Annotated in this window: 31 protein-coding genes and 1 pseudogene; 27 read left to right on the top strand and 5 right to left on the bottom strand. The window is 58.0% G+C overall.

What is annotated here, in order from left to right; genetic code table 11:
- Positions 1–70: 70 nt before the first annotated feature.
- Positions 71–1,114, bottom strand: coding sequence for a phage portal protein (locus FDY98_RS06680; RefSeq protein ID WP_035538539.1), 1,044 nt, complete (start codon positions 1,112–1,114; stop codon positions 71–73).
- Positions 1,111–2,889 carry a terminase large subunit domain-containing protein gene (locus FDY98_RS06675; protein ID WP_027959725.1) on the bottom strand — a complete coding sequence of 593 codons (1,779 nt, stop codon included), beginning with the start codon at positions 2,887–2,889 and terminating at the stop codon, positions 1,111–1,113. The genes FDY98_RS06680 and FDY98_RS06675 overlap by 4 nt, the downstream gene beginning before the upstream one ends.
- Positions 2,890–3,036: 147 nt before the next feature.
- Between FDY98_RS06675 and FDY98_RS06670 the strand changes: the two genes are divergently transcribed.
- The 13 genes and pseudogenes from FDY98_RS06670 to FDY98_RS06615 all read left to right on the top strand — a co-directional run bounded on the left by FDY98_RS06670 (position 3,037) and on the right by FDY98_RS06615 (position 9,200).
- Positions 3,037–3,855: a GPO family capsid scaffolding protein gene (locus tag FDY98_RS06670; protein ID WP_027959726.1), complete on the top strand. Its 819-nt coding sequence runs from the start codon at positions 3,037–3,039 to the stop codon at positions 3,853–3,855.
- Between the two features lie 15 nt (positions 3,856–3,870).
- Positions 3,871–4,931 (top strand): annotated as a pseudogene (locus FDY98_RS06665) (phage major capsid protein, P2 family).
- Complete coding sequence (gene gpM, locus FDY98_RS06660) at positions 4,928–5,608, top strand: phage terminase small subunit (RefSeq protein ID WP_027959728.1); 681 nt, start codon at positions 4,928–4,930, stop codon at positions 5,606–5,608. Before FDY98_RS06665 ends, gpM begins: the two are co-directional and overlap by 4 nt.
- A gap of 108 nt (positions 5,609–5,716) precedes the next feature.
- The gene (locus FDY98_RS06655; protein ID WP_035538543.1) at positions 5,717–6,190 is read left to right on the top strand and encodes a head completion/stabilization protein; all 474 of its coding nucleotides are present in this window, start codon (positions 5,717–5,719) and stop codon (positions 6,188–6,190) included.
- Positions 6,187–6,396: a tail protein X gene (locus tag FDY98_RS06650; protein WP_027959730.1), complete on the top strand. Its 210-nt coding sequence runs from the start codon at positions 6,187–6,189 to the stop codon at positions 6,394–6,396. The genes FDY98_RS06655 and FDY98_RS06650 overlap by 4 nt, the downstream gene beginning before the upstream one ends.
- Positions 6,397–6,419: 23 nt before the next feature.
- Positions 6,420–6,623, top strand: a complete 204-nt coding sequence (locus FDY98_RS06645; protein ID WP_035538546.1) for a hypothetical protein — start codon at positions 6,420–6,422, stop codon at positions 6,621–6,623.
- Positions 6,613–7,098 (top strand): lysozyme, encoded by a 486-nt coding sequence (locus FDY98_RS06640; protein WP_027959731.1) that lies wholly within the window; start codon positions 6,613–6,615, stop codon positions 7,096–7,098. Before FDY98_RS06645 ends, FDY98_RS06640 begins: the two co-directional genes overlap by 11 nt.
- A complete protein-coding gene (lysB, locus tag FDY98_RS06635) occupies positions 7,095–7,517 on the top strand; it encodes an Rz-like lysis system protein LysB (RefSeq protein WP_035538548.1) in 423 nt (140 codons plus the stop codon). Before FDY98_RS06640 ends, lysB begins: the two co-directional genes overlap by 4 nt.
- A complete protein-coding gene (gene lysC / locus FDY98_RS29365) occupies positions 7,417–7,662 on the top strand; it encodes an Rz1-like lysis system protein LysC (RefSeq protein WP_442905396.1) in 246 nt (81 codons plus the stop codon). The genes lysB and lysC overlap by 101 nt, the downstream gene beginning before the upstream one ends.
- Complete coding sequence (locus FDY98_RS06630) at positions 7,625–8,119, top strand: phage tail protein (RefSeq protein ID WP_051430546.1); 495 nt, start codon at positions 7,625–7,627, stop codon at positions 8,117–8,119. The genes lysC and FDY98_RS06630 overlap by 38 nt, the downstream gene beginning before the upstream one ends.
- The gene (locus FDY98_RS06625) at positions 8,109–8,573 is read left to right on the top strand and encodes a phage virion morphogenesis protein (protein ID WP_027959733.1); all 465 of its coding nucleotides are present in this window, start codon (positions 8,109–8,111) and stop codon (positions 8,571–8,573) included. The genes FDY98_RS06630 and FDY98_RS06625 overlap by 11 nt, the downstream gene beginning before the upstream one ends.
- 136 nt (positions 8,574–8,709) lie before the next feature.
- Positions 8,710–8,868, top strand: a complete 159-nt coding sequence (locus FDY98_RS26055; RefSeq protein ID WP_196518185.1) for a type II toxin-antitoxin system HicA family toxin — start codon at positions 8,710–8,712, stop codon at positions 8,866–8,868.
- Entirely contained in the window at positions 8,865–9,200 is a 336-nt protein-coding gene (locus FDY98_RS06615) for a type II toxin-antitoxin system HicB family antitoxin (RefSeq protein WP_027959734.1), read from the top strand. Before FDY98_RS26055 ends, FDY98_RS06615 begins: the two co-directional genes overlap by 4 nt.
- 80 nt (positions 9,201–9,280) lie before the next feature.
- Here the strand turns inward: FDY98_RS06615 and FDY98_RS06610 are convergent, their stop codons facing one another.
- Positions 9,281–9,601, bottom strand: a complete 321-nt coding sequence (locus tag FDY98_RS06610; protein ID WP_035538550.1) for an Arc family DNA-binding protein — start codon at positions 9,599–9,601, stop codon at positions 9,281–9,283.
- Positions 9,602–9,679: 78 nt separating this feature from the next.
- On the opposite strand from FDY98_RS06610, the gene FDY98_RS06605 reads away from it, so the two are divergent.
- The 11 genes from FDY98_RS06605 to FDY98_RS06555 all read left to right on the top strand — a co-directional run bounded on the left by FDY98_RS06605 (position 9,680) and on the right by FDY98_RS06555 (position 16,069).
- Positions 9,680–9,892 carry a hypothetical protein gene (locus FDY98_RS06605; protein WP_027959735.1) on the top strand — a complete coding sequence of 71 codons (213 nt, stop codon included), beginning with the start codon at positions 9,680–9,682 and terminating at the stop codon, positions 9,890–9,892.
- A 72-nt stretch (positions 9,893–9,964) separates the two neighbouring features.
- Positions 9,965–10,189 (top strand): BRO-N domain-containing protein, encoded by a 225-nt coding sequence (locus FDY98_RS06600; protein WP_155705727.1) that lies wholly within the window; start codon positions 9,965–9,967, stop codon positions 10,187–10,189.
- Entirely contained in the window at positions 10,189–10,815 is a 627-nt protein-coding gene (locus FDY98_RS06595; protein ID WP_155705977.1) for an ORF6C domain-containing protein, read from the top strand. The genes FDY98_RS06600 and FDY98_RS06595 overlap by 1 nt, the downstream gene beginning before the upstream one ends.
- Positions 10,816–10,920: 105 nt before the next feature.
- Positions 10,921–11,472 (top strand): phage baseplate assembly protein V, encoded by a 552-nt coding sequence (locus FDY98_RS06590; RefSeq protein WP_051430548.1) that lies wholly within the window; start codon positions 10,921–10,923, stop codon positions 11,470–11,472.
- On the top strand, positions 11,472–11,822 hold the full coding sequence (locus tag FDY98_RS06585) for a GPW/gp25 family protein (protein ID WP_027959737.1): 351 nt from the start codon (positions 11,472–11,474) through the stop codon (positions 11,820–11,822). Before FDY98_RS06590 ends, FDY98_RS06585 begins: the two co-directional genes overlap by 1 nt.
- Positions 11,819–12,754, top strand: a complete 936-nt coding sequence (locus tag FDY98_RS06580) for a baseplate J/gp47 family protein (protein WP_027959738.1) — start codon at positions 11,819–11,821, stop codon at positions 12,752–12,754. Before FDY98_RS06585 ends, FDY98_RS06580 begins: the two co-directional genes overlap by 4 nt.
- Positions 12,741–13,373, top strand: a complete 633-nt coding sequence (locus FDY98_RS06575; RefSeq protein WP_035538552.1) for a phage tail protein I — start codon at positions 12,741–12,743, stop codon at positions 13,371–13,373. The genes FDY98_RS06580 and FDY98_RS06575 overlap by 14 nt, the downstream gene beginning before the upstream one ends.
- Positions 13,366–14,133 carry a phage tail-collar fiber domain-containing protein gene (locus FDY98_RS06570; RefSeq protein ID WP_196518183.1) on the top strand — a complete coding sequence of 256 codons (768 nt, stop codon included), beginning with the start codon at positions 13,366–13,368 and terminating at the stop codon, positions 14,131–14,133. The genes FDY98_RS06575 and FDY98_RS06570 overlap by 8 nt, the downstream gene beginning before the upstream one ends.
- Positions 14,069–15,355 carry a gp53-like domain-containing protein gene (locus FDY98_RS06565; RefSeq protein WP_196518181.1) on the top strand — a complete coding sequence of 429 codons (1,287 nt, stop codon included), beginning with the start codon at positions 14,069–14,071 and terminating at the stop codon, positions 15,353–15,355. The genes FDY98_RS06570 and FDY98_RS06565 overlap by 65 nt, the downstream gene beginning before the upstream one ends.
- 64 nt (positions 15,356–15,419) lie before the next feature.
- Positions 15,420–15,797: a hypothetical protein gene (locus tag FDY98_RS06560; RefSeq protein WP_155705724.1), complete on the top strand. Its 378-nt coding sequence runs from the start codon at positions 15,420–15,422 to the stop codon at positions 15,795–15,797.
- Positions 15,728–16,069 (top strand): DUF4376 domain-containing protein, encoded by a 342-nt coding sequence (locus tag FDY98_RS06555; RefSeq protein WP_081798507.1) that lies wholly within the window; start codon positions 15,728–15,730, stop codon positions 16,067–16,069. The genes FDY98_RS06560 and FDY98_RS06555 overlap by 70 nt, the downstream gene beginning before the upstream one ends.
- Before the next feature lie 270 nt (positions 16,070–16,339).
- Here the strand turns inward: FDY98_RS06555 and FDY98_RS06550 are convergent, their stop codons facing one another.
- Together FDY98_RS06550 and FDY98_RS06545 are read right to left on the bottom strand one after the other, a co-directional pair.
- Entirely contained in the window at positions 16,340–16,630 is a 291-nt protein-coding gene (locus FDY98_RS06550) for a HigA family addiction module antitoxin (RefSeq protein ID WP_196518179.1), read from the bottom strand.
- Between the two features lie 168 nt (positions 16,631–16,798).
- A complete protein-coding gene (locus tag FDY98_RS06545; RefSeq protein WP_027959741.1) occupies positions 16,799–17,077 on the bottom strand; it encodes a type II toxin-antitoxin system RelE/ParE family toxin in 279 nt (92 codons plus the stop codon).
- A 206-nt stretch (positions 17,078–17,283) separates the two neighbouring features.
- Here FDY98_RS06545 and FDY98_RS06540 point away from each other — a divergent pair, with 206 nt between their 5' ends.
- From FDY98_RS06540 to FDY98_RS06530, 3 genes are read left to right on the top strand one after another with little or no spacing between them, the layout of a single operon-like run.
- Complete coding sequence (locus FDY98_RS06540) at positions 17,284–18,468, top strand: phage tail sheath protein (RefSeq protein ID WP_027959742.1); 1,185 nt, start codon at positions 17,284–17,286, stop codon at positions 18,466–18,468.
- 21 nt (positions 18,469–18,489) lie between these two features.
- A complete protein-coding gene (locus tag FDY98_RS06535; protein ID WP_027959743.1) occupies positions 18,490–19,002 on the top strand; it encodes a phage major tail tube protein in 513 nt (170 codons plus the stop codon).
- Positions 19,003–19,047: 45 nt separating this feature from the next.
- Positions 19,048–19,353, top strand: coding sequence for a phage tail assembly protein (locus tag FDY98_RS06530; protein WP_051430550.1), 306 nt, complete (start codon positions 19,048–19,050; stop codon positions 19,351–19,353).
- Positions 19,354–19,357: the final 4 nt, after the last annotated feature.

Here is a 19,357-nt window from a genome sequence, read left to right as displayed (position 1 = left end):
GGCCGGGACGCTCCCACTGGTTTCATGGAGGAAACGAGCGATGTACGCCTGGTCATGCCAGGCGCTTTTTTTAGGGGTCTAGCGAATACTCCTTAAACCGAATCACCTCTTCCCCCAACACATCGTTGATCTCACTGAACACCGCCTGCACCGGTTCCAGCTCGTTGGTGACAAACACCTTGGCGGCTTTTTCTACGTCGCCGAAGCCGCCGGTGTTGTTGGGGATGATGCCCATAAGTTGTGGGGGGATGCGGTGGCCAGCGAGCTGATCGTCGCGGGTGATGTTTTTAATCGCGGCGAAGTCATCCTTGGCGGCCACCTCGCTGATCGGGATGATCTGGATGCCGTCTTTCTTGCCGTTGGGGCTGTACAGGAACAGGTTGCGGAAGTTGCCCACGCCCTTCGACTCTTTTAGCGCCGTACGCATGGCGTCGATGTCCTCCTGGTTGTGGGCGGCATCGGAGACGTACATCACAAAGCCCGCGTGGGAGCCATTCAGGTAATACTTGCGACGGAACAGCGTGGCGTTCTCGTTCAGGTAGATCGACTGCAGCGCGCCCAGGTAATCCGGCACGCCGTACACCTCCTGGTTAATGTCCGGTTCCAGCAGGTGGATGATGCTGCACTCGTCGAACTCGCTGCGATCCGACCAGTTGGGCACCCAGAAGTAGCGGCTAAGATCTGCCCCGCGGCGAACATACTTCGCCCGCGCTGGTTTCAGTGCCAACAGCCTGTGCAATCGGCCATAGATCTTCTCCAGGTAGCAGTTGCCAAACACCAGGTAATCGGTGGCCAGCGCACTAAACGCCTGGCGGCTGAGCAGCGGATGGGGAATGAAGGAACGCACCAGGATATTACGCTTCACCTGAATAGCCGAGCCATGGTGCGCCGTGGCTCGATAGGTCTGGGCCAGCGCCGGAAAATCCACCGGTGGCTCGTACCACTCATTGCCCAGCATCCAGCAGCCGGTATAGAAAAAATCATAGCCATCGATCACCGGCGTCGGCTCGCCAAAGCTGAACGCCTCCGCCTTGGCAGGGGCTGAAGTCTCGCCCGCTTTATTCACAACGTAAGCGGGCACGCGTACCCGCGGCTTTTCTGCCGCTTCGCTCATCCGTACATCTCCATTAGGGAACGGCCCGTGCCGTGATCGACCGGGCCATCAAGTGGCTCATTGTGTAAGGCATGCATGGTCGCCCACGCCAAGTCAGCGTGGCCGGTCTGGTTATTGCGCCCAGCGGTGTAAGTCATCTGGCGGCCGGAGGCGGTCAGTTCCCGGCGAATTGCCATAAACGACTGGGCGAGATCCACCCACCCAGCATCGAATTCAAGACGCCCTTTATTGATGATCTGCTGCGCCTGCATCACCAGGCGCGACTTCATTTCTGGGGTATAGCGGTAGCGGGTCACTGTGGGGAAGAACTTCGCCACCAGCTGGGCCACGGCTTCACCCAGGCCCGAGGTATCGATGCCGATAAAGGTCACGTTATAGCGGCGCGTCACGCTGCGAATAAACTCTGATTGGGCCTCATAGTCGCGGCCCTTCAAGCGGTGGCGTTCCAGAATCCGGTGCTTGCTATCGGCCGTTTTCGGCGGTGCCACCACTACCAGACCCGCCCCATCACCATCTTCACCATCACCGGCCGGATCGTAGCCAATCCACACTGGATGCTCGCCATAGGGCCGCGGTGCGAAGGGTTTCAGATCTCGCCAGGCATCCCAGCTATCCACCATGCAGCGCTGCATCATCGCCAGTGGGAAGGCACTTTGCGTATCGTCCACAAACTCGCACATCAGCAGGTTCGCAAACTCATCGTCGCTGTATTCCAGGCGCAGCTGATCGATGTCGAACAGGTCACAGCCGCCAGCGATCGCATCCTCAATGGTCACAATCTGCCGCCATTGGCCATCCGGCCCGCGTGCCCCGTTCTTCAAGGCCGCGTGGCTGACATCAATCTTCACCCGGTCGGCTTTCTTCTGGCGTTTGTTGAACCGGTCACCCGTCCAGAACGGGTACGCCTCATGAGCAACGGACGAGGGCGTGCTGAAGTAGGTCTGTTTCCACTTCTTATGCATCGCCATGCCCGACGTCACCTTGCGGAACGTCTCGAAGCCATGAATCCAGAAGTATTCGTCTAAGTAGGTATCGCCGTGGTAGCCCTGGGCCGTTTTGGCGTTGGTGCCCAGGAAGTGCAGCTCCGCACCATTAGCGAGAATGATGGGGTCGCCTTTCAGCTCCACCCCGGTGACTTCCTTCACGAACTGCACGATGTAGTGCCGGAAGATGTGCGCCTGGGCCTTACTCGCGCTCATGAATATCTTGTTTTTGCCGGTCTCCATGGCATCAGCGATCGCCTCGCGGGCGAAGTACCAAGTGGCACCGATCTGCCTTGACTTGAGCAGGTTACGAATCCGCTCATGCTGCCCTGCTCGGTACCAGCCCCGCTGGTAATCAAACAGCGAGGCCTCGAATGCCTCGACAATCTGAATGACCCCTTCATCACCCACATCGTTACGGGCAGGCTTCTTCTTCGGCCCTGCGTTGCGAAGCTCAATATTGGGATTAAGGTCGCTCTCCTTCCCGCTGCCCTGGTATTTATGCACCCGCGCTAACCGCTCGATCTGGCGGCCCAGCAGGTCGATCTCCTTAAAATCCTTACCTTCTTTCTGTTCCTTCCAAATCAGCTGTACCAGGCGCGCTTCCAGGGCTCCCTCTACCCGCTGGGTCGGCGTGGCGTCGTCCCAGGCATCGCGCTTTTTCCACGAATCAATGGTTGCCCTGGAGATATCCAGGAACTCGGCAATGCGCGCAATCCGCCACCCCATCCAAAACAGATGGCGGGCAGAGAGGCGGTAGTGATCGTCGTCGATGTTGGCTTGAGGCGTCATGCCGCCAGCGTACCCGCGCTGGAGCAGCCACGATTGCCCCGCCCGGTGTAAGTAACGCTACTTACACTCAGCCCTCATTGAGCCAAGCCGCGTGTGCGGGGAACCTGACCGCAGCCAAACGCCCAACCCACACACAGAGGCCCGCCCATGCCCTGGCACCGCATTGCAAAAGAAGGCGCAACCACCGATGGCCGTACCATCAGCGCCGAATGGCTCACCCAAATGGCCGCCAACTTCGACCCCGCCAAATACGGCTGCCGGGTCAATATGGAACACATCAAAGGTCTGCTACCGGAAGGCCCCTTCAAAGCCTACGGCGACGTGACCGCGCTCAAAACCGAAGCGGACGACGACGGCAAGCTCGGCCTATACGCCGAGATCGACCCGACCGATGAGCTCAAGGCCATGGTCGAAAAACGCCAGAAGATCTACACCTCCATGGAGATCGACCTCGACTTTGCCGATTCCGGTGAGGCGTATCTGGTCGGCTTGGCCGTCACCGACTCCCCCGCGTCGCTGGGCACTTCCATGCTCAAGTTCAGCGCGTCGGAAGGCAAGAACTCCCCGCTGGCCGCCCGCAAGCAGCGTCCGGAAAACCTCTTCTCCGAAGCTATCGAAACCGAGCTCTCATTCAGCGAGGAGGAGGAACAGGAAGAGAAAGGCCCGTCACTGGCCGAGCGCGTCAAGGCGCTGTTCAAAAAGCAGGACGCCAAAACAGAAGCCGGCTTCGCTGCCTTCCGCGCCGATCTGGAAGAGACCCTTGGCCTGTTCGTGGAAAAACACCAGGCACTCAGCGAAGCGCTTAAAAAGCGCCCCACCCAGGCCGCCTTCAATGAGCTCAAAAGCGCCCACGACACGCTGAAAGAAGAGTTCGATGCGCTCTACACCCAGCTAGACAACACCCCCAGCCACCCGTCGCGCACGCCTGCCACCGGCAACGACGGCACCATCGAAACCGACTGCTAAGAGACGCCCACACCCATGCGCAACGAAACCCGCACGCACTTCAACAACTTCGCCGCTCAGGTGGCAAAGCTCAACGGCGTCCCGGATGCCACCCAGAAATTTGCCGTCGACCCCACCATCCAGCAGCGGCTGGAGAAACGCATTCAGGAGTCCAGCGACTTCCTCTCGCGCATTAACATGGTCGGCGTCGATGAACTAAAAGGCGAAAAACTCGCCCTGGGTGTTACTGGCCCCATCGCCGCCCGCACCAACGTCAACAACCAGGATCGCAAAACCCGCGACCTCACCACGCTGGACGCCCAGGGCTACGAGTGCCGAATGACCGAATTCGACACCCACCTGGGCTACGCCAAGTTGGATGCCTGGGCCAAGTTTCCCAACTTCCAGGCAATGGTGCGTGATGTAATCGTTCGCCAGCAGGCGCTTGATCGCATGATGATCGGCTTCAACGGCACCTCCGCCGCTCCCCAAACCGATCCGGTGGCCAATCCCTACCTGGAAGATGTCAACATCGGCTGGCTTCAGCACTACCGCACCCAGGCCCCGGCGCGGGTGATGAAGGACGGCAAAAACAACGGCAAGGTACTGATCGATCCAACGGCCAACGAAAACGAACCTGGCATCGTGGGCGACTACTCCACGCTGGATGCGCTGGTCTATGACGTCGTGAACAGCTTGATCGCCCCCTGGTTCCGCAAGCTCCCAGGGTTGGTGGTCATCCTCGGCCGCAACCTGATGTCGGATAAATACTTCCCGCTGCTTAACCAGCTACCCCCACAGAGCAACTGGCGGCCGACCTGGTCATAAGCCAGAAGCGCATCGGTGGCCTGCAAGGCATGGACTTGCCCTTCTTCCCCGATAACGCGCTCATGGTCACCACCCTGGATAACCTCTCGATCTACTGGCAGAACGGTGCCCGCCGCCGCTTCGTCACCGAAAACCCCAAGCGCAACCGCGTAGAGAACTACGAATCCTCCAATGACGCCTATGTGGTGGAAGAGTTTGGCGCGGGCTGCCTGGTGGAAAACATCGAACTCTCTGAAGCCGCTCGAAACGGCCTCAAGGAGAAGTCATGACCAGCCCAGCCCGCCGCCACTATGAACGCGTCAGCGCCGCCCAAGCGGCCGCTGATGCGGGCACCCAGCCCATGCAAGGCGAAGCCTTCGAGCTTATGCAAGCCGCTCTGTTCGAAGACTATCGCCGGCTAAAAGCCACCCAATCCATCGAACGCAAGATTGAGATCAAGCGCGAGATCCTGCCCAACTACTCCGAGTACGTTGCCGGCGTATTGGAAGCCGGCCAAGGCGCTCAAGACGACGTACTGATGCGCGTCATGCTCTGGCGAATAGATGCCGGTGACCTGGGCGGCGCCATTGCGATCGCCCGCTATGCCCTTAAGCACGGCCTCACCCCGCCGGATCAGTTCGAGCGCGGTACCGCCGCTATCATCGCCGAGGAAGTAGCCGAGCAGGCACTCAAGCAACTGGATCTAGAAGAAGCTGATTTCCTTACATTGCTCGCCCACCTCATTGAGGTAGAGCAGCTCACCCAAGGCGCCGATATGCACGACCAGATCCGCGCCAAGCTGTTCAAGGCCCTGGGGTATGCGCTTCGTGCAGCAGGCCAATTACCTGAAGCTCACACCAGCCTCGCCCGTGCGCTTGAGCTCAACGACCGCATAGGCGTGAAGAAAGACCTCGAACGCCTGGAACGCGAGCTGAGACAGAACACTGCTACGAAGCCTACTGGCTAGCGGCCAACCGAGTCGACCGCCGACGTCAGGGGGCGCGACGTAAGAGCCAAGCGCTAATGCTCACGCTCGAACGCCGCCCACCCCCTTTTATTGAATTGAGGTAAACCGATGAGCAGCTTTATCTCGGCAGGCACCACAAGTAACGAAACCGAAGCCACCACCATTGAAAACAACGGTTTCTGGCCAGCTATCCAGCCCAGTGACTTCCGGGAAACCCACCGGCTGGATAGCACCATTACCAACGCCCGCATCGAAACCACACTGAAGGCCGCAATGGCCACGGTGAACCGTGTACTGCGGCACTGGCAGCAGGCCAAGGTCGACGCGGGCTACCCCACCATGGAAGAGCTACCCATTCCCGTTTGGCAAACGCCGGAAGTCTTCAACGTGCTCTACCTGCGCGCTGTTTACTCCACTGCCCACGCCAACCTGCTGGAACGCTACGCGGATTACGACGCCACCAACAGCGGCCGGGAGCGCGGCGAACGTCTGCAAGACCCCGCCGATGGTTACCGCCGCGATGCCGCCTGGGCGATCAGCGAGATCGAAGGCCGGCCACACAGCACGGTCGAGCTGATATGACCCTGGTACATGCCGAACAGCACGACACCCTGGATGCCATTTGCTACCGCTTCTATGGCACCACCCGTGGCGTCACCGAACAGGTGCTGGCTGCCAACCCGTGGCTGGCGGATCTAGGGCCGGTGCTACCCCACGGCACGCCCGTCACGATGCCCGCAATTCCCCAGGCCACCCAACGCGCCCCCACGGTGAACCTGTGGGATTAACGTTTTAAACCGCCGAGGCCCGAATGAGCCATCACTTTGAAATCACCACCGAAAGCGCCAAGGCCGCGCCCCCGGCCGTCGTCTCGCTGCTGCATGTCGGCGGCATGACACCCGCCGACTGGGTCACGGTGCTAACGCTGCTTTATCTCGCGCTGCAGATCGGGCTCCTGGTTCCCCGCTACCTCACCCGCCTGCGCGACTACTGGGAGAAACGCCGTGGGTCTTAAAACCAAACTCGGCATCAGCCTGGCCGCCGGTGCCATCAGTATCGCCACCGCTGTGGTGTCGTTTTATGAAGGGTACGAGCCTACTGCCTACCGCGACCCCGTGGGTATTCCCACCATCTGCTACGGCCACACGGAAACCGCCCGTCTGGGGCAAACCCTCAGCCAAGCTGAATGTACCGCCCTACTGCAGCATGATCTGGGCGAAGCCTTCGCGGTGGTGGATCGCCGTGCTCAGGTCGAACTGCCAGAACCCACCCGCGCTGCGCTCGCCTCCTTCGTATACAACGTGGGGGCAGGCAACTTCGCCCGCTCTACCCTGCTGCGCAAACTGAATCAGGGCGACCTGCGTGGTGCCTGCCACGAGCTCTCCCGCTGGGTGTATGCCGGCGGGCGAAGACTCAACGGCCTGGTCAGCCGCCGCACCACCGAACGCGAGCTGTGCCTGGCCGGGCTGGAACAGGAACCAACACCATGACCCGCCTACTCGCCGCCCTCGCCATTCTGGGCTTGGTGCTACTGGTCACCTGGGCGCTCTGGCAGCGCACTAACGCCGCAGAGGCCCGTGCCGATCTTGCCGAACAGCAGTTGGCCGCATCTTTACAGCGCGAAGCGCAAAACAAGGTGGTCATCAACGCCCTGTGGGACAACGCCCGCCGCCAGGCCAATCAGCGCCGCGCCCTGGCACAGCAGCAGGCGTCGCTGGCCCGCACCGCATCCGACCGCCTTGCCACCATTGAGGAGCTACACCGTGAAAATGAAACGCTTCGCGCTTGGGCTACCACTCGCCTGCCTGATGCTGTTAGTCGGATGCGCCAACGCCCCGCCGTCACCGGCGCCGATGCTTATCACCAATCAGTGCGCGACGCCGAGCCCCTGCACGCTCCTCGCCAGTAACCCGCTCACCAATGGCGAGCTAGACCTGCAGCTGGAACGCACCGAAGCCGCCTGGGCACAGTGCGCCGCCGAGGTCGATGCCATTATTGCCTGCCACGAGAACGTCGATGAAAAAACTCCACCTGCTACGCGCCCACCTGATTAACGCGGTACCGGCGCTGGCCAACGATCCCGAACGGCTGCTCACCTTTGTTGAGGAAGGCAGCATCGAATTTCGCCGGGGCCCCAACCTCACCCACGAATACCAGTTCACCGCCCAACTGGTGCTCACCGACTTCAGCGCGGATCTCGACACCATCATCGTGCCACTGCTGAAATGGCTGACCGTATACCAGCCGGATGCCGATCCAACGGAAGCCATCAGCTTCGAAGCCGAGATCCTCAGCCACAAATCCGTGGATGTCGCCCTGCGGGTGAAGTTGACCGAACGGGTACTGGCCAAGATGGATTGCGACAAAGGTGAGATCAAAGTAGATCACGCCCTGCCTCGCTTCGAGGCCACCGGCTGCCCCGCCACACGCTGGCAACTGTTGATTCGTGATAGCGAGGCAGACGCCGACTACACCCTGGTCGCCGAATGGGAAGGCACGCATGGCGGATAATATGGAAGCGTTAGAGGAGTGGGTCGGCCCGCTGCTAGCCAAGCTGGATGTAAAACAGCGCCGAGCATTGGCCCGTAACGTAGCGCGGGATCTTCGCCGCCGACAGCGCGAACGCATCCGCGCCCAAACCAACCCGGATGGCACACCCTTTGCCCCGCGTAAGCCGCAATCTTTTCGGGCCAAACAGGGCAGCATTCGCCGCCGGGTCATGTTCAGCAAACTCTCAACCGCCAAGTGGCTCAAGGCCACCACACAGGGCGACACCGCCGTGGTAGGTTTCTTCGGCAACGTCGCCCGCATCGCCACCACCCACCAACGAGGCCTAAAAGATCGCGTCAGCCGCGACGGCCCCCGCGTCGAGTACGCCCAGCGGGAGCTACTTGGCTTCACTGCCGCCGACCGCGAGCATATCCGCGATAGTCTTATCGATCACCTAACGCTTCCCAATCGCTAGGTTGCGTTCCCTGTATGCGGTACTACAATTCAGTATCATTTTAATATGAAACGAAAACACGCCAAGACACTGGCTGTTATTTTTAGCCGCCCCCGGCACCATTGCCTGGAGTGATATCAAATCGCTATTCAAGGCGATGGGGGCAGAGATCCAGGAGCGGGAAGGGTCGCGTATTGCTGTTATATTGTTTGATGAAGTGCGTGTTTTTCATCGCCCACACCCATCAACGGATACCGATAAAGGCGCAGTGGCCAGCATACGCAAATGGTTAGAAGAGAACGGAGAGACGCCATGAATAACATCATGATCATTGACGGCTATCGCGCCGTCATCCAGTACGACCCCGACATTGAAATGTTCCGTGGCAAATTCATTGGGTTAAGCGGCGGAGCCGACTTCTACGCCGACAGCGTTGCCAAACTACGCGACGAAGGCAAAATCTCGCTGCGTATTTTTCTGGAGGAATGCCAGAGGCGCGGCATTAAACCCACCAAGTCCTACTCTGGCAAGTTCCAGGTGCGCCTACCGGAAGACCTGCACAAACACGCCGCCGACGCCGCCACGGCCAAAGGACAAAGCCTTAATCAGTTTGTGGCCAACGCTATCGAGCACGAACTTTCTGTGTGAGCGTGAGCGCTCCGCTAACGGTGTGCTAAACCAACTCCCCCAAGTATAAAAAGCCCCGCCAATTGGCAGGGCTCGGGGAATCATTCATCCTTTTTATTACTGCTGGATAGCTTGCGAGAAAGTTTGGGGATGCCTTTGCCAGTTTCTCCACGCTGGATCCTATCTACAAGCTCTTCCCTGAAAATATCAAAGATTTTCAGCATCTGCTCAGGCGGGAACTCATCAACCGTCGCATCTGCCTCCTCATCCTTAAAACTTTTTTCCAGGCGTGCCACTACTTCCGCCGTCATAGAGCGGTGATTTTCTTTCGCAGCCGCTTTAAGCATTTCTTTCAGCGACTTAGGGATTTTGAGATTAGCTTGAACTTCGATGTCATTTTCCATAAAGCAAAAATGAAGCATTTTGCTCTTGCCATCAATAAAGCTTTTTGCTTCAATTACAAATAAAGCATTTAGCTTTACTTACCAATAGGAGACGTGATGGCCAAACAATCACCCCAATTCAACCTTCGTCTTGAGCCAGAGCTGAAAGCTTGGTTAGACACTAAAGCTAAAACTACCCGGCTAAGCCGCACATGGCTAGTAAATGATCTGATTAGAAAGGAAATGCAGCAATCATACAAAGACGATCAAAAAAGGGCAGATTTGATGCCTGAGCGGTTACAAATGGGTATGGCAGAGCAGTTAAAATAATAAAGCCCTCGGCGCTGCAACGCCAAGGGCTTCAGGAAACACAGCCCCCAACCTCTATGAAAGGAACTGTACATGAATGATAGCACTGCAACCGCCGAAATTCTGCCCTTCCGGTTTGAAACCCGCGAAGTGCGTACCCTACTGATTGATGACCAACCGTGGTTCGTGGTCAAAGACATCATCGTATCGCTGGAATATACAAAATCGAGCAACCCAGCCAAGCTGATTAACCGCGTACCTTCTGAATGGAAGGGGGTGAATCCGATTCACACCCCGGAGGCACCCAGAAACTTCTGATGCTTTCCGAGCAGGGTCTGTATTTCTTTCTGGGGCGTTCTGATAAACCAAAGGCACTGCCATTCCAGATGTGGCTAGCTGGTGACGTCCTACCCGCCATCCGCAAGCACGGCCACTACCACGATACCGAAGGCAAGATGGGTAGCTTGATTGGCCAGACGATTGGCACCGATGGGTTCCACTGTTTAGCGGCGGTTGTCGATGGCCGTTTGCGCCACTACCCCAAAGGCATTCGACAACGTGCTCGTTCACACCTATGGTCGCAAGTGCGTAAAGCCTTTGGTGTCAGCCGCGGCGAAGACATTCCCGCCAGCCAACTGGATTCCGCTCGCCAGTTCATTGCCGCGTATGTCCTGGAAGGCGAATGGCTACCGGCCCCACCATGCATCCCGGTGGATACCCCTCTCATCTTGCCCACTACGCTAGATAAGGATGACCAACTCAACCTACAGTCGCTATGCGGCCACATGCTGCAGATCCGTGACCTTTACCGCCACTATCATTTATATGACGCACTTACCTACCTTGGCTCACCAGCAGGCAAGCGGCTCTATGGTCATGTGGTAGATGGAGCAGCGATTGCTCAACGTTATCAACCCAGACTTGAATTCCAGCTTTCACCATAGATTTCGCGCCCAGCTCGGCTGGGCGCAATTCTTTCCAGTGTAAATAGCCCCACTCACACCCGCCGCCGCTTCGCCTTCCTCTACTGCCGCCGCAGGATAGCGGCTATGAACATTCCCGAACTTCTCCGCCTGCTACACAATCTGATCCGCCTCGGCACCATCGCCGAGGTGGATCACCTCGCTGCCCGCGTGCGCGTCAAAACCGGGGAACTGCTCACCGATTGGCTGCCGTGGGTCGAAGGCCGCGCAGGTACCACGCGAGACTGGAACCCGCCTACTCAGGGCGAGCAGGTCATTATCTTTTCACCCGGTGGCGACCCCGTCGCTGGCGTGGTGCTTACTGGGCTTTTCTCCGATGCGCACCCAGCGCCTGCAGATTCCGCCGCACTGTGGCGAAGGCTGTTCCCCGATCAAGGGCTATTCGAGTACGACCACGCCAACAGCGTGCTGCGCATTCGCCTGCCTGGAGCCATCGAGATCACCGCCCCCGGTGGCACCACCTGGCAGGGCAACATCCAACACACCGGCGAACTCAACCGGGAAGGCAGCTATAGCCAGCAAGGCGGCGGGCTCAGCCACAACGGCAAGAACATCGGCCATGACCATGCCCACGGCGGCATTAAGTCCGGCCCCGCCAACACCCAGGGGCCGATCTAATGGCAGGCATGAACGCACACACCGGCCGCCGATTGGATTCGCTGGCTCATATCCAGCAATCGGTAAACGACATTCTCACCACCCCGATTGGCTCTCGCATCATGCGTCGTGACTACGGCTCGCTGCTGCCTGAATTGATCGACCAGCCCCTTAACGGCCCCACGGCGCTGCGCGCCTACGCCGCCACGGTGGTGGCCTTAATGAAGTGGGAACCGCGTATACGCGTGCAGCAAGTCACCCGGCAAGTCTCCACCCAACGCCCCGGCCGCTTCGATCTCATCATCACCGCTCGCCGGGTGGATAACGGCGAAAGCGTCAACATGGCCGTATCACTCAGGGGGAATGTATGAACAACGCGATTGATCTCTCCCAGCTACCCGCGCCCAACATCATTGAGCCGCTGGACTATGAAACCCTGCTGGCCGAGCGCAAAGCGCGGCTGGTCGCTCTCTACCCTGAAGAAGAGCGGGAAGCCATCACCGAGCTATTGGCGCTGGAATCCGAGCCAACAGTCAAGCTGCTGCAAGAAAATGCCTACCGGGAGCTGCTGCTACGCCAACGCATTAACGAAGCGGCCCGCGCGGTGATGCTGCCCTACGCCATGGGTGCAGATTTGGATAACGTGGCGGCGCTGATGAGTACCGGGCGTTTGGTAATTGACCCCGGCGACCCTACGGCAACGCCGCCTGTGCCACCGACGCTGGAAAGCGATGCTGCTTTACGTATTCGCGCGCAGGCGGCTTGGGAAGGCCTGTCATCGGGTACCCGCATGGGCTACGAGCATGCAGCGCGTAGCGCGGATGGCCGAGTGCGCGACGTGCGCGCCCTAAGCCCCGCGCCTGCTGAAGCGCTGGTGGTGGTACTAAGCCATGAAGGAGACGGCGTGGCTAGCGCCGAGCTGCTCGGTGTCGTCGAAACGCGCCTGCTCGACGACGACGGCCCCCGCATCATCGGCGACCGGCTGTCGGTGCAGTCGGCTGAGATCATTGAATATGAGATTGATGCTGTGCTGCACCTCTATGACGATGCCGGCCCCACCGCCGAGCTGACACTGGACGAAGCCCGCCGCCGCATCGGCGAGTTCGTGCAAATGCATCACCGCCTGGGGCGGCCGCTAGGCGTTTCCGTTTACCGCGATGCGATCAAAGCCGCGATACATGCACCCGGCGTAATGCACGTCGAGCTGACCCAGCCCGCCGAGCACGTGCTGACCTTGCCCACCCAGGCCGCCCGCTGCACAGGCGTAAAGATCGCATTGGGAGGTGGCTATGCCAACGGATGATCGGCGCCCCCTGCTGCCGCCCAATGCAACGTTTTTGGAGCGTGCCGCAGCTGAGGCGCTGGCCGAGATACAGCGCGTGCCAATCCCGCTGCGCGATTTGATCGACCCGTGGCGTTGCCCTGCACGCCTGCTGCCCCATCTTGCCTGGAGCTGCTCAATTGACCGCTGGGACGCGGCATGGAGTGAACGGACAAAACGCCAAGTGATTGCTGATTCGTTCTACATCCATGCGCATAAGGGGACGCTGGGCGCACTCAAGCGGGTAGTAGAACCGTTCGGCTATGTGATCGGTGTGGTGGAGTGGTGGCAGGAAGAACCGCCGGGGCCGCGCGGCACGTTCGCGCTGCGTATCGGCGTCGAAGATCGCGGCATCGATGAACAGACGTATTGGGAGCTTGAGCGGCTGATAGACGACGCCCGACCACTGACGAGGCCGCTAGCGGGGCTGTCGGTGGAAATAAGCACCGATCTTGCGCTATTCGGCGGCGTGATCACCCACGATGGTGACCTGCTCGATGTGTGGCCGTGGCAACCCTCCGACATCGATGTGGCCATGCCCAACCGGCACGCCATTCATTCTTCTGACCATGACATTATGGAGGTTTCTATTCATGGCTGACGTGGATGCCAACACCCAATTTGGTGGCTTTCTTACTCAAATGGGTATCAACCGCCGCAACAACGCGGTAGCGCAAAACAGTACTTGGCGAATCACCCATATGCTGTTGGGAGACGGCGGCGGCGAGCTGCCGACGCCGGACTCGCACGCCACCGGCTTGGTTAACGAGGTATACCGTGCGCCCATAAATCATCTCTATCAGGATCCCGACAATCCAGGCATGTTGATCGTCGAAATGATCATTCCGCCTGAAATCGGTGGCTGGTGGATCCGAGAGCTGGGCGCCGAGGATGAGGACGGTCACTTCGTGGCCGTCGCGAACTGCCCACCCTCCTACAAGCCACAGTTGCCGCAAGGCTCGACGCGCGATCAGACGGTACGGATGCGCCTAATCACCTCGCATATTGACCATATCGAGCTGAAGATCGATCCAAGTATCGTTACGGCCTCTCGCTCCTGGGTGGAGGTTCTTGTCAAAAAGCTCGACACCGCGATCACTGCGGTGGTGCAGGCCCAAACTAAGCACCGTTCGAGCGACGACCACGACGAGAGATATGCACGTCGCGGGCAGAATCTGAGCGACCTAACCAATTCAAGCACCGCCCGGAGTAATTTGGGCCTGGGTACGATGGCAACCCGTGCAACAGGAACCAGTGGCAACTCGTTTCGCACCAACACTCAGAACGATGACCGTTTTGTCCAGCAGAGCCGTCAGATCAATACCGGTGCTGGCCTCAGGGGGCGGCAACTTAAGCGCTAACCGCACGCTATCGCTGGATAACGCCACTATCACCAGCCTAAGCCGAGCTGACAGCGCCGTTCAGCCAGCCCGCACGATCACGACAGGTGATGGCCTCAGCGGCGGAGGAAATTTATCAGCCAATAGAACACTCAGCGTCGATAGCTCAGTGGTGCGCACCTCCCGTGCCATTAATACCGGCACTGGCCTCAGCGGGGGCGGCAACTTAAGCGCCAACCGCACACTATCGCTGGATAAGGCCACTATCACCAGCCTAAGCCGAGCTGACAGCGCTGTTCAGCCAGCCCGAACGATCACAGCAGGTGATGGCCTCAGCGGAGGCGGCAACTTAAGTGCCAACCGCACGCTATCGCTAGATAAGGCCACTATTACCAGCCTAAGCCGAGCTGACAGCGCCGTTCAGCCAGCCCGAACAATCACGGCAGGCGATGGCCTCAGCGGCGGAGGAAGTTTATCCGCCAATAGAACACTCAGCGTCGATAGCTCAGTGGTGCGCACCTCCCGTGCCATTAATACCGGCACTGGCCTCAGCGGGGGCGGCAACTTAAGCGCCAACCGCACGCTATCGCTGGATAACGCCACTATCGCCAGCCTAAGCCGAGCTGACAGCGCCGTTCAGCCAGCCCGCACGATCACGACAGGTGATGGCCTCAGCGGCGGAGGAAATTTATCAGCTAATAGAACGCTCAGTGTCGATAGCTCAGTGGTGCGCACATCCCGTGTCATTAATACCGGTACTGGCCTCAGCGGTGGCGGCAACTTAAGCGCTAATCGCACGCTATCGCTGGATAAGGCCACTATCACCAGCCTAAGCCGAGCCAACAGCGCCGTTCAGCCCGACCGCACGATCACGGCAGGCGATGGCCTCAGCGGCGGAGGAAATCTATCTAGCAACCGCACGCTAAGTGTTGACTCATCGGTAGCCCGGTCAAATCAATTTAATCGTTCGGGCGGATCGCAAGGCGGGCAAGATATTTTAGGTCAAAACCGCTTTCAGTGGGGGTTCGCAAGCATAACGGCGTCGGGCAAGGCTCAACGGGTCAATTTCCCAATGTCATTTAATTCAACGTGCGCTTGCGTAACGGCTAACCACATTGGCACAGGCCCTGTTGTTGTTATCGTGGGTGATCGGGATGCATCGGGGTTTGATTGCAGGGTAACGCGTCTTGATGGGATCACGTCAGGTGAACTTTCTATCAATTATATTGCAGTAGGGTATTAAGATGATTTATTACAGTGCTGAAAAAAAAGGATTCTATAGCGACGCAGTCCACGGCGCCCCCACCATGAGAATGATAGACCCCGACTTCGAATGGCCACTGATCGAAGTGCCCGACCCTGACTACCTGGGCAAAGATGTAGCGCCGGTGATTAAAGTGCGCGATGAATCAATTGATCCACCCATGATCAACGTGCCCAACCCAGGGTGCAGGCTACCTAATGACGTTGTCGAAATCACAGCAGAGGAACACAGCGAACTATTGGCAGGACAAGCAGGCGGCTTACGGATCATCGCCGATGAAAGCGGCTATCCTGTGTTAGCTAGCCCCCCCCAGAACCCCTCGACGAACTCACCGCCCACAAGCTCCGCGAGCTGGACGCTGCCCGCGATGAAGCTTTTGCATCTGGTCTGGAGTACGATTTCAACGGCGAAACCGATGTAGTACAAACTCGCCCGCAAGATCAGGTCAATCTACTGGGACTGCAAGCCAAAGCACAGCGCCTCATAGCCGCTGGCCAGCCAGAGGCAACGCTTACGTTTCGGGGCTTGAAAAACGTCAACCGCGAGCTAACCGCCACGGAAGTCGAGGCGCTCACGCTGGCAGCATTGGGGCATATTGAGGGGATTTATCAGAAAAGTTGGCAGTTGAAAGACCGGCTTGACGCCGCTCTTGAAGCTGGAGAGCACGAAAAGTTAAAAGAAGTATTTTGGTAGTCGTTGGATTGGTGCCCTTAAGGGCGGCATAGCGGTCGGGCTGATGGTGAATAAACATGACACAGCTCGATTAGGATGAATAGAATTGTCACGGTAATAGGCCTCCTATTTTGTTAACCTACTATTTATAAGGGGCATAAAATAGGCTTGTGCCTTTATTACCGTGTTTTTTTACTATTAGGTGGCAATAACTAAAAAACCTCACGTAGCGGTACGTGAGGCTTTTTATTCCTTAATCAATACCTTATTAAACTTTTAATTAATAAGATATTAATTACACGCAGCAGCAATTTTTTCAATATGATTTTGTTGCTTGCTTTCTGCTTGCCATAGATCGTAATTAGCCTGCATCGTCATCCAGTGACGAGCATTACCAATACCGCCATGCTCAAGCCGAACCGCAAGATCAGGGGAAATGCTGGCATGTTCATGTAGCACACGGGATACCGCTGTACGTGACATACCTAGCTTCTTAGAAAACTCAGTGACATTCAGTCCCAACGCTGGCACGACCCGGTTGCGCAATAAGCGGCCTGGGTGCGGCGGGTTCATCATAGCCATAGTTTGATTATCTCCATACACAACGCATGTTAGTTAACACACTTTGTATGATTGAAAGGCTATCCAATACGATAAGCCTTTGTTTCATATAGCTAGCAATCAAAGCTAGCTAACTTACTCGGTGACCCTTGATAACCGAACCGCTTCGGTTATCAAGAGACGCCGCCATCAGTGATAGTCTAAATAGTCAACGAGGTGTGCATCTTCCCCATCAAACATAAATATGACTACCCAATTACCATTTACATGCACCGAAAAGAAGCCCTTTTTATCACCTTTCAGCTCATGAAAATCCATACCTGGTAAATTCATATCGCTTGGTTTGGTGGCTGCATCCAATGCAGCAAGTATATCTTTTAAATCCTCTACATGATTCGGTTGCACTCCTTGTGGCTGATCTTTTTCAAAAAGTCGCTTCAGCCCCTTATGTTTTATTTTCTTTATCATCGCATTGCAGTGCCTCCCATATGGTGAAACTACATTGATTGTAGCGCGTAACGCTACGCGGCACAATCTCGGTTTTTGAAAAAAATCGAGTACAAGGTGTAAACCGCCCCACTCACACCCAGAACCGCTACCACCCTCCCCCAAGCCCCCGCACGATACCTGCGTGAATTCACAACTTTATACAGTGAACCTGCGCAGGAGCCACCATGGCACTCGATCAACACCACCACGGCGTACGCGTTGCGGAAGTCAACGACGGCACGCGCACCATTCGCACCGTCTCCACGGCGGTGATTGGCGTGGTCTGCACCGCTTCCGATGCGGATGCCACCACCTTCCCCCTTAACCAGCCCGCCCTGGTCACCAATGTCGATACCGCTATTGGCAAAGCGGGCACCCTAGGCACGCTGAAAGACACCCTCACCGCCATCAGCCAGCAGGCCAAGCCCATCATCGTCGTGGTGCGGGTGGAGGAAGGCGAAACAAAAGAAGAAACCACCGCCAACGTGATTGGCACCACCACTGAGCTAGGTCAGCGCACCGGGCTGCAAGCGCTGCTCACCGCCAATCAGAAGCTGAGCGTCACGCCACGCATTATTGGCGTGCCCTACCTTGATACCCAACCGGTGGCCACCGCCATGGTTTCAGTGCTGGAGCAGCTTCGGGCCTTCGGCTACGTATATGCTCACGGCTGCGACACCATTACCGATGTGCTCGCCTACCGCGATGAATTCGGTGCACGCGAGCTGATGGTCATCTGGCCTCAGTGGCAAGCGTTCGATACCGACGACGCTGACACGGTGGATATCAGCCCCGTGGCTATCGCCCTGGGCCTGCGCGCCAAGCTGGATCAAACCGTCGGCTGGCACAAAACCCTGAGTAACGTGGTGGTCAACGGCGTTACCGGCATCAATAAAGACGTGTTCTGGGATCTACAAAACCCCGCCACCGATGCCGGGCTGCTCAACGCTGCCGATGTCACCACCTTAGTCAACCAAAGCGGCTACCGCTTTTGGGGCTCGCGCACCTGCGCCGGGCCGCAAAGCCTCTTCCCATTCGAGAACTACACCCGCACCGCCCAGATCCTCGCCGACACCGTGGCGGAAGCGCACCTGTGGGCGGTGGATCTGCCCCTGCACACCTCACTGGCTCGCGACATCATCGAAGGCCTGAACGCCAAGTTCCGCGAACTGAAAACCCTGGGGCTGATTGTGGATGGCAGCGCCTGGCTGAATGAAGAGCTCAACACCCAGACCTCCCTCAAGGCCGGCAAGCTGCGCATCGACTACGACTACACACCGGTGCCGCCGCTGGAGGATCTCGGCTTCCAGCAACGCATTACCGATTCGTACCTGGCTGACTTCGCCGAGCGCGTCGCGGCTACCGCCTGAATTGAATAGCGAGAGAACCCCATGGCACTCCCGAAAAAGCTCAAAGACCTGAACCTGTTCAGCAACGGCGAAAGCTGGCAGGGCATCGTCCAGTCGATCACCTTGCCCACCCTCACCCGCAAGATCGAAGAGTGGCGCGGTGGCGGCATGGACGGCGCCGTGGGTATCGATATGGGCCAAGACGGCCTGCTCACCGTTCAGTGGACGGTGGGCGGCCTGGTCGAAAGCCTGTTCGACAACTTCGGCACCGCCCGCATCGATGCCGACATGCTACGCATGACCGGCAGCTACGAGCGCGACGATATCGAAGACGCCTCCGCCGTCGAGGTCGTCATGCGCGGCCGCCACACCGAGATCGATATGGGCGATGCCCAAACCGGCGAGAACACCGAGCATCAAGTCACCAGCACGCTTAGCTACTACAAGCTCACCATCGACGGTACCGAGAAAATCGAGATCGACCTGGTGAACGGCGTGTTCAAGGTCAACGGCGTTGACCGCCTAGCCGGTCGCCGTAAGCGGCTGGGTATTTAAACCGCTCCTTTCCCCACACCTCACTCACGCACTAGGAACACCACCATGACCAAAGCCAACACTGCCATCGTGACCGATCCCATCAAGCTGGACGAACCCATCAAGCGCGGCGAGCAAGCCATCGACAGCATCACCCTGCGCAAGCCCAAATCCGGCGAGCTGCGCGGCATCTCACTGGCCGATGTGCTGCAGATGCAAACCGATGCACTGATCACCCTGATCCCACGCCTCTCCAACCCTTCGCTCACCGCGACCGAAGTACGCCAGATGGATCCGGCCGACCTGGTGCAGTGCGGCGGTGAAATCGCCAGTTTTTTGCTGACGAAGCGGGCCAAGGGCGAAACCGAATAAACCT

Origin of the sequence: Halomonas sp. PA16-9, assembly GCF_009728585.1 — a bacterium.
Classification (GTDB): domain Bacteria; phylum Pseudomonadota; class Gammaproteobacteria; order Pseudomonadales; family Halomonadaceae; genus Vreelandella; species Vreelandella titanicae.
The sequence above is the reverse complement of the archived record's forward strand: the minus strand, read 5'-3'. Positions and strand labels throughout refer to the sequence as shown.

Coding starts and splice junctions, on each gene's coding strand:
- FDY98_RS06680 (WP_035538539.1), bottom strand. CDS start 1,114: ATGAGCGAAGCGGCAGAAAAGCCGCGGGTACGCGTGCCCGCTTACGTT.
- FDY98_RS06675 (WP_027959725.1), bottom strand. CDS start 2,889: ATGACGCCTCAAGCCAACATCGACGACGATCACTACCGCCTCTCTGCC.
- FDY98_RS06670 (WP_027959726.1), top strand. CDS start 3,037: ATGCCCTGGCACCGCATTGCAAAAGAAGGCGCAACCACCGATGGCCGT.
- gpM (WP_027959728.1), top strand. CDS start 4,928: ATGACCAGCCCAGCCCGCCGCCACTATGAACGCGTCAGCGCCGCCCAA.
- FDY98_RS06655 (WP_035538543.1), top strand. CDS start 5,717: ATGAGCAGCTTTATCTCGGCAGGCACCACAAGTAACGAAACCGAAGCC.
- FDY98_RS06650 (WP_027959730.1), top strand. CDS start 6,187: ATGACCCTGGTACATGCCGAACAGCACGACACCCTGGATGCCATTTGC.
- FDY98_RS06645 (WP_035538546.1), top strand. CDS start 6,420: ATGAGCCATCACTTTGAAATCACCACCGAAAGCGCCAAGGCCGCGCCC.
- lysB (WP_035538548.1), top strand. CDS start 7,095: ATGACCCGCCTACTCGCCGCCCTCGCCATTCTGGGCTTGGTGCTACTG.
- lysC (WP_442905396.1), top strand. CDS start 7,417: ATGCTGTTAGTCGGATGCGCCAACGCCCCGCCGTCACCGGCGCCGATG.
- FDY98_RS06630 (WP_051430546.1), top strand. CDS start 7,625: ATGAAAAAACTCCACCTGCTACGCGCCCACCTGATTAACGCGGTACCG.
- FDY98_RS06625 (WP_027959733.1), top strand. CDS start 8,109: ATGGCGGATAATATGGAAGCGTTAGAGGAGTGGGTCGGCCCGCTGCTA.
- FDY98_RS26055 (WP_196518185.1), top strand. CDS start 8,710: ATGGGGGCAGAGATCCAGGAGCGGGAAGGGTCGCGTATTGCTGTTATA.
- FDY98_RS06615 (WP_027959734.1), top strand. CDS start 8,865: ATGAATAACATCATGATCATTGACGGCTATCGCGCCGTCATCCAGTAC.
- FDY98_RS06610 (WP_035538550.1), bottom strand. CDS start 9,601: ATGCTTCATTTTTGCTTTATGGAAAATGACATCGAAGTTCAAGCTAAT.
- FDY98_RS06605 (WP_027959735.1), top strand. CDS start 9,680: ATGGCCAAACAATCACCCCAATTCAACCTTCGTCTTGAGCCAGAGCTG.
- FDY98_RS06600 (WP_155705727.1), top strand. CDS start 9,965: ATGAATGATAGCACTGCAACCGCCGAAATTCTGCCCTTCCGGTTTGAA.
- FDY98_RS06595 (WP_155705977.1), top strand. CDS start 10,189: ATGCTTTCCGAGCAGGGTCTGTATTTCTTTCTGGGGCGTTCTGATAAA.
- FDY98_RS06590 (WP_051430548.1), top strand. CDS start 10,921: ATGAACATTCCCGAACTTCTCCGCCTGCTACACAATCTGATCCGCCTC.
- FDY98_RS06585 (WP_027959737.1), top strand. CDS start 11,472: ATGGCAGGCATGAACGCACACACCGGCCGCCGATTGGATTCGCTGGCT.
- FDY98_RS06580 (WP_027959738.1), top strand. CDS start 11,819: ATGAACAACGCGATTGATCTCTCCCAGCTACCCGCGCCCAACATCATT.
- FDY98_RS06575 (WP_035538552.1), top strand. CDS start 12,741: ATGCCAACGGATGATCGGCGCCCCCTGCTGCCGCCCAATGCAACGTTT.
- FDY98_RS06570 (WP_196518183.1), top strand. CDS start 13,366: ATGGCTGACGTGGATGCCAACACCCAATTTGGTGGCTTTCTTACTCAA.
- FDY98_RS06560 (WP_155705724.1), top strand. CDS start 15,420: ATGAGAATGATAGACCCCGACTTCGAATGGCCACTGATCGAAGTGCCC.
- FDY98_RS06550 (WP_196518179.1), bottom strand. CDS start 16,630: ATGGCTATGATGAACCCGCCGCACCCAGGCCGCTTATTGCGCAACCGG.
- FDY98_RS06545 (WP_027959741.1), bottom strand. CDS start 17,077: ATGATAAAGAAAATAAAACATAAGGGGCTGAAGCGACTTTTTGAAAAA.
- FDY98_RS06540 (WP_027959742.1), top strand. CDS start 17,284: ATGGCACTCGATCAACACCACCACGGCGTACGCGTTGCGGAAGTCAAC.
- FDY98_RS06535 (WP_027959743.1), top strand. CDS start 18,490: ATGGCACTCCCGAAAAAGCTCAAAGACCTGAACCTGTTCAGCAACGGC.
- FDY98_RS06530 (WP_051430550.1), top strand. CDS start 19,048: ATGACCAAAGCCAACACTGCCATCGTGACCGATCCCATCAAGCTGGAC.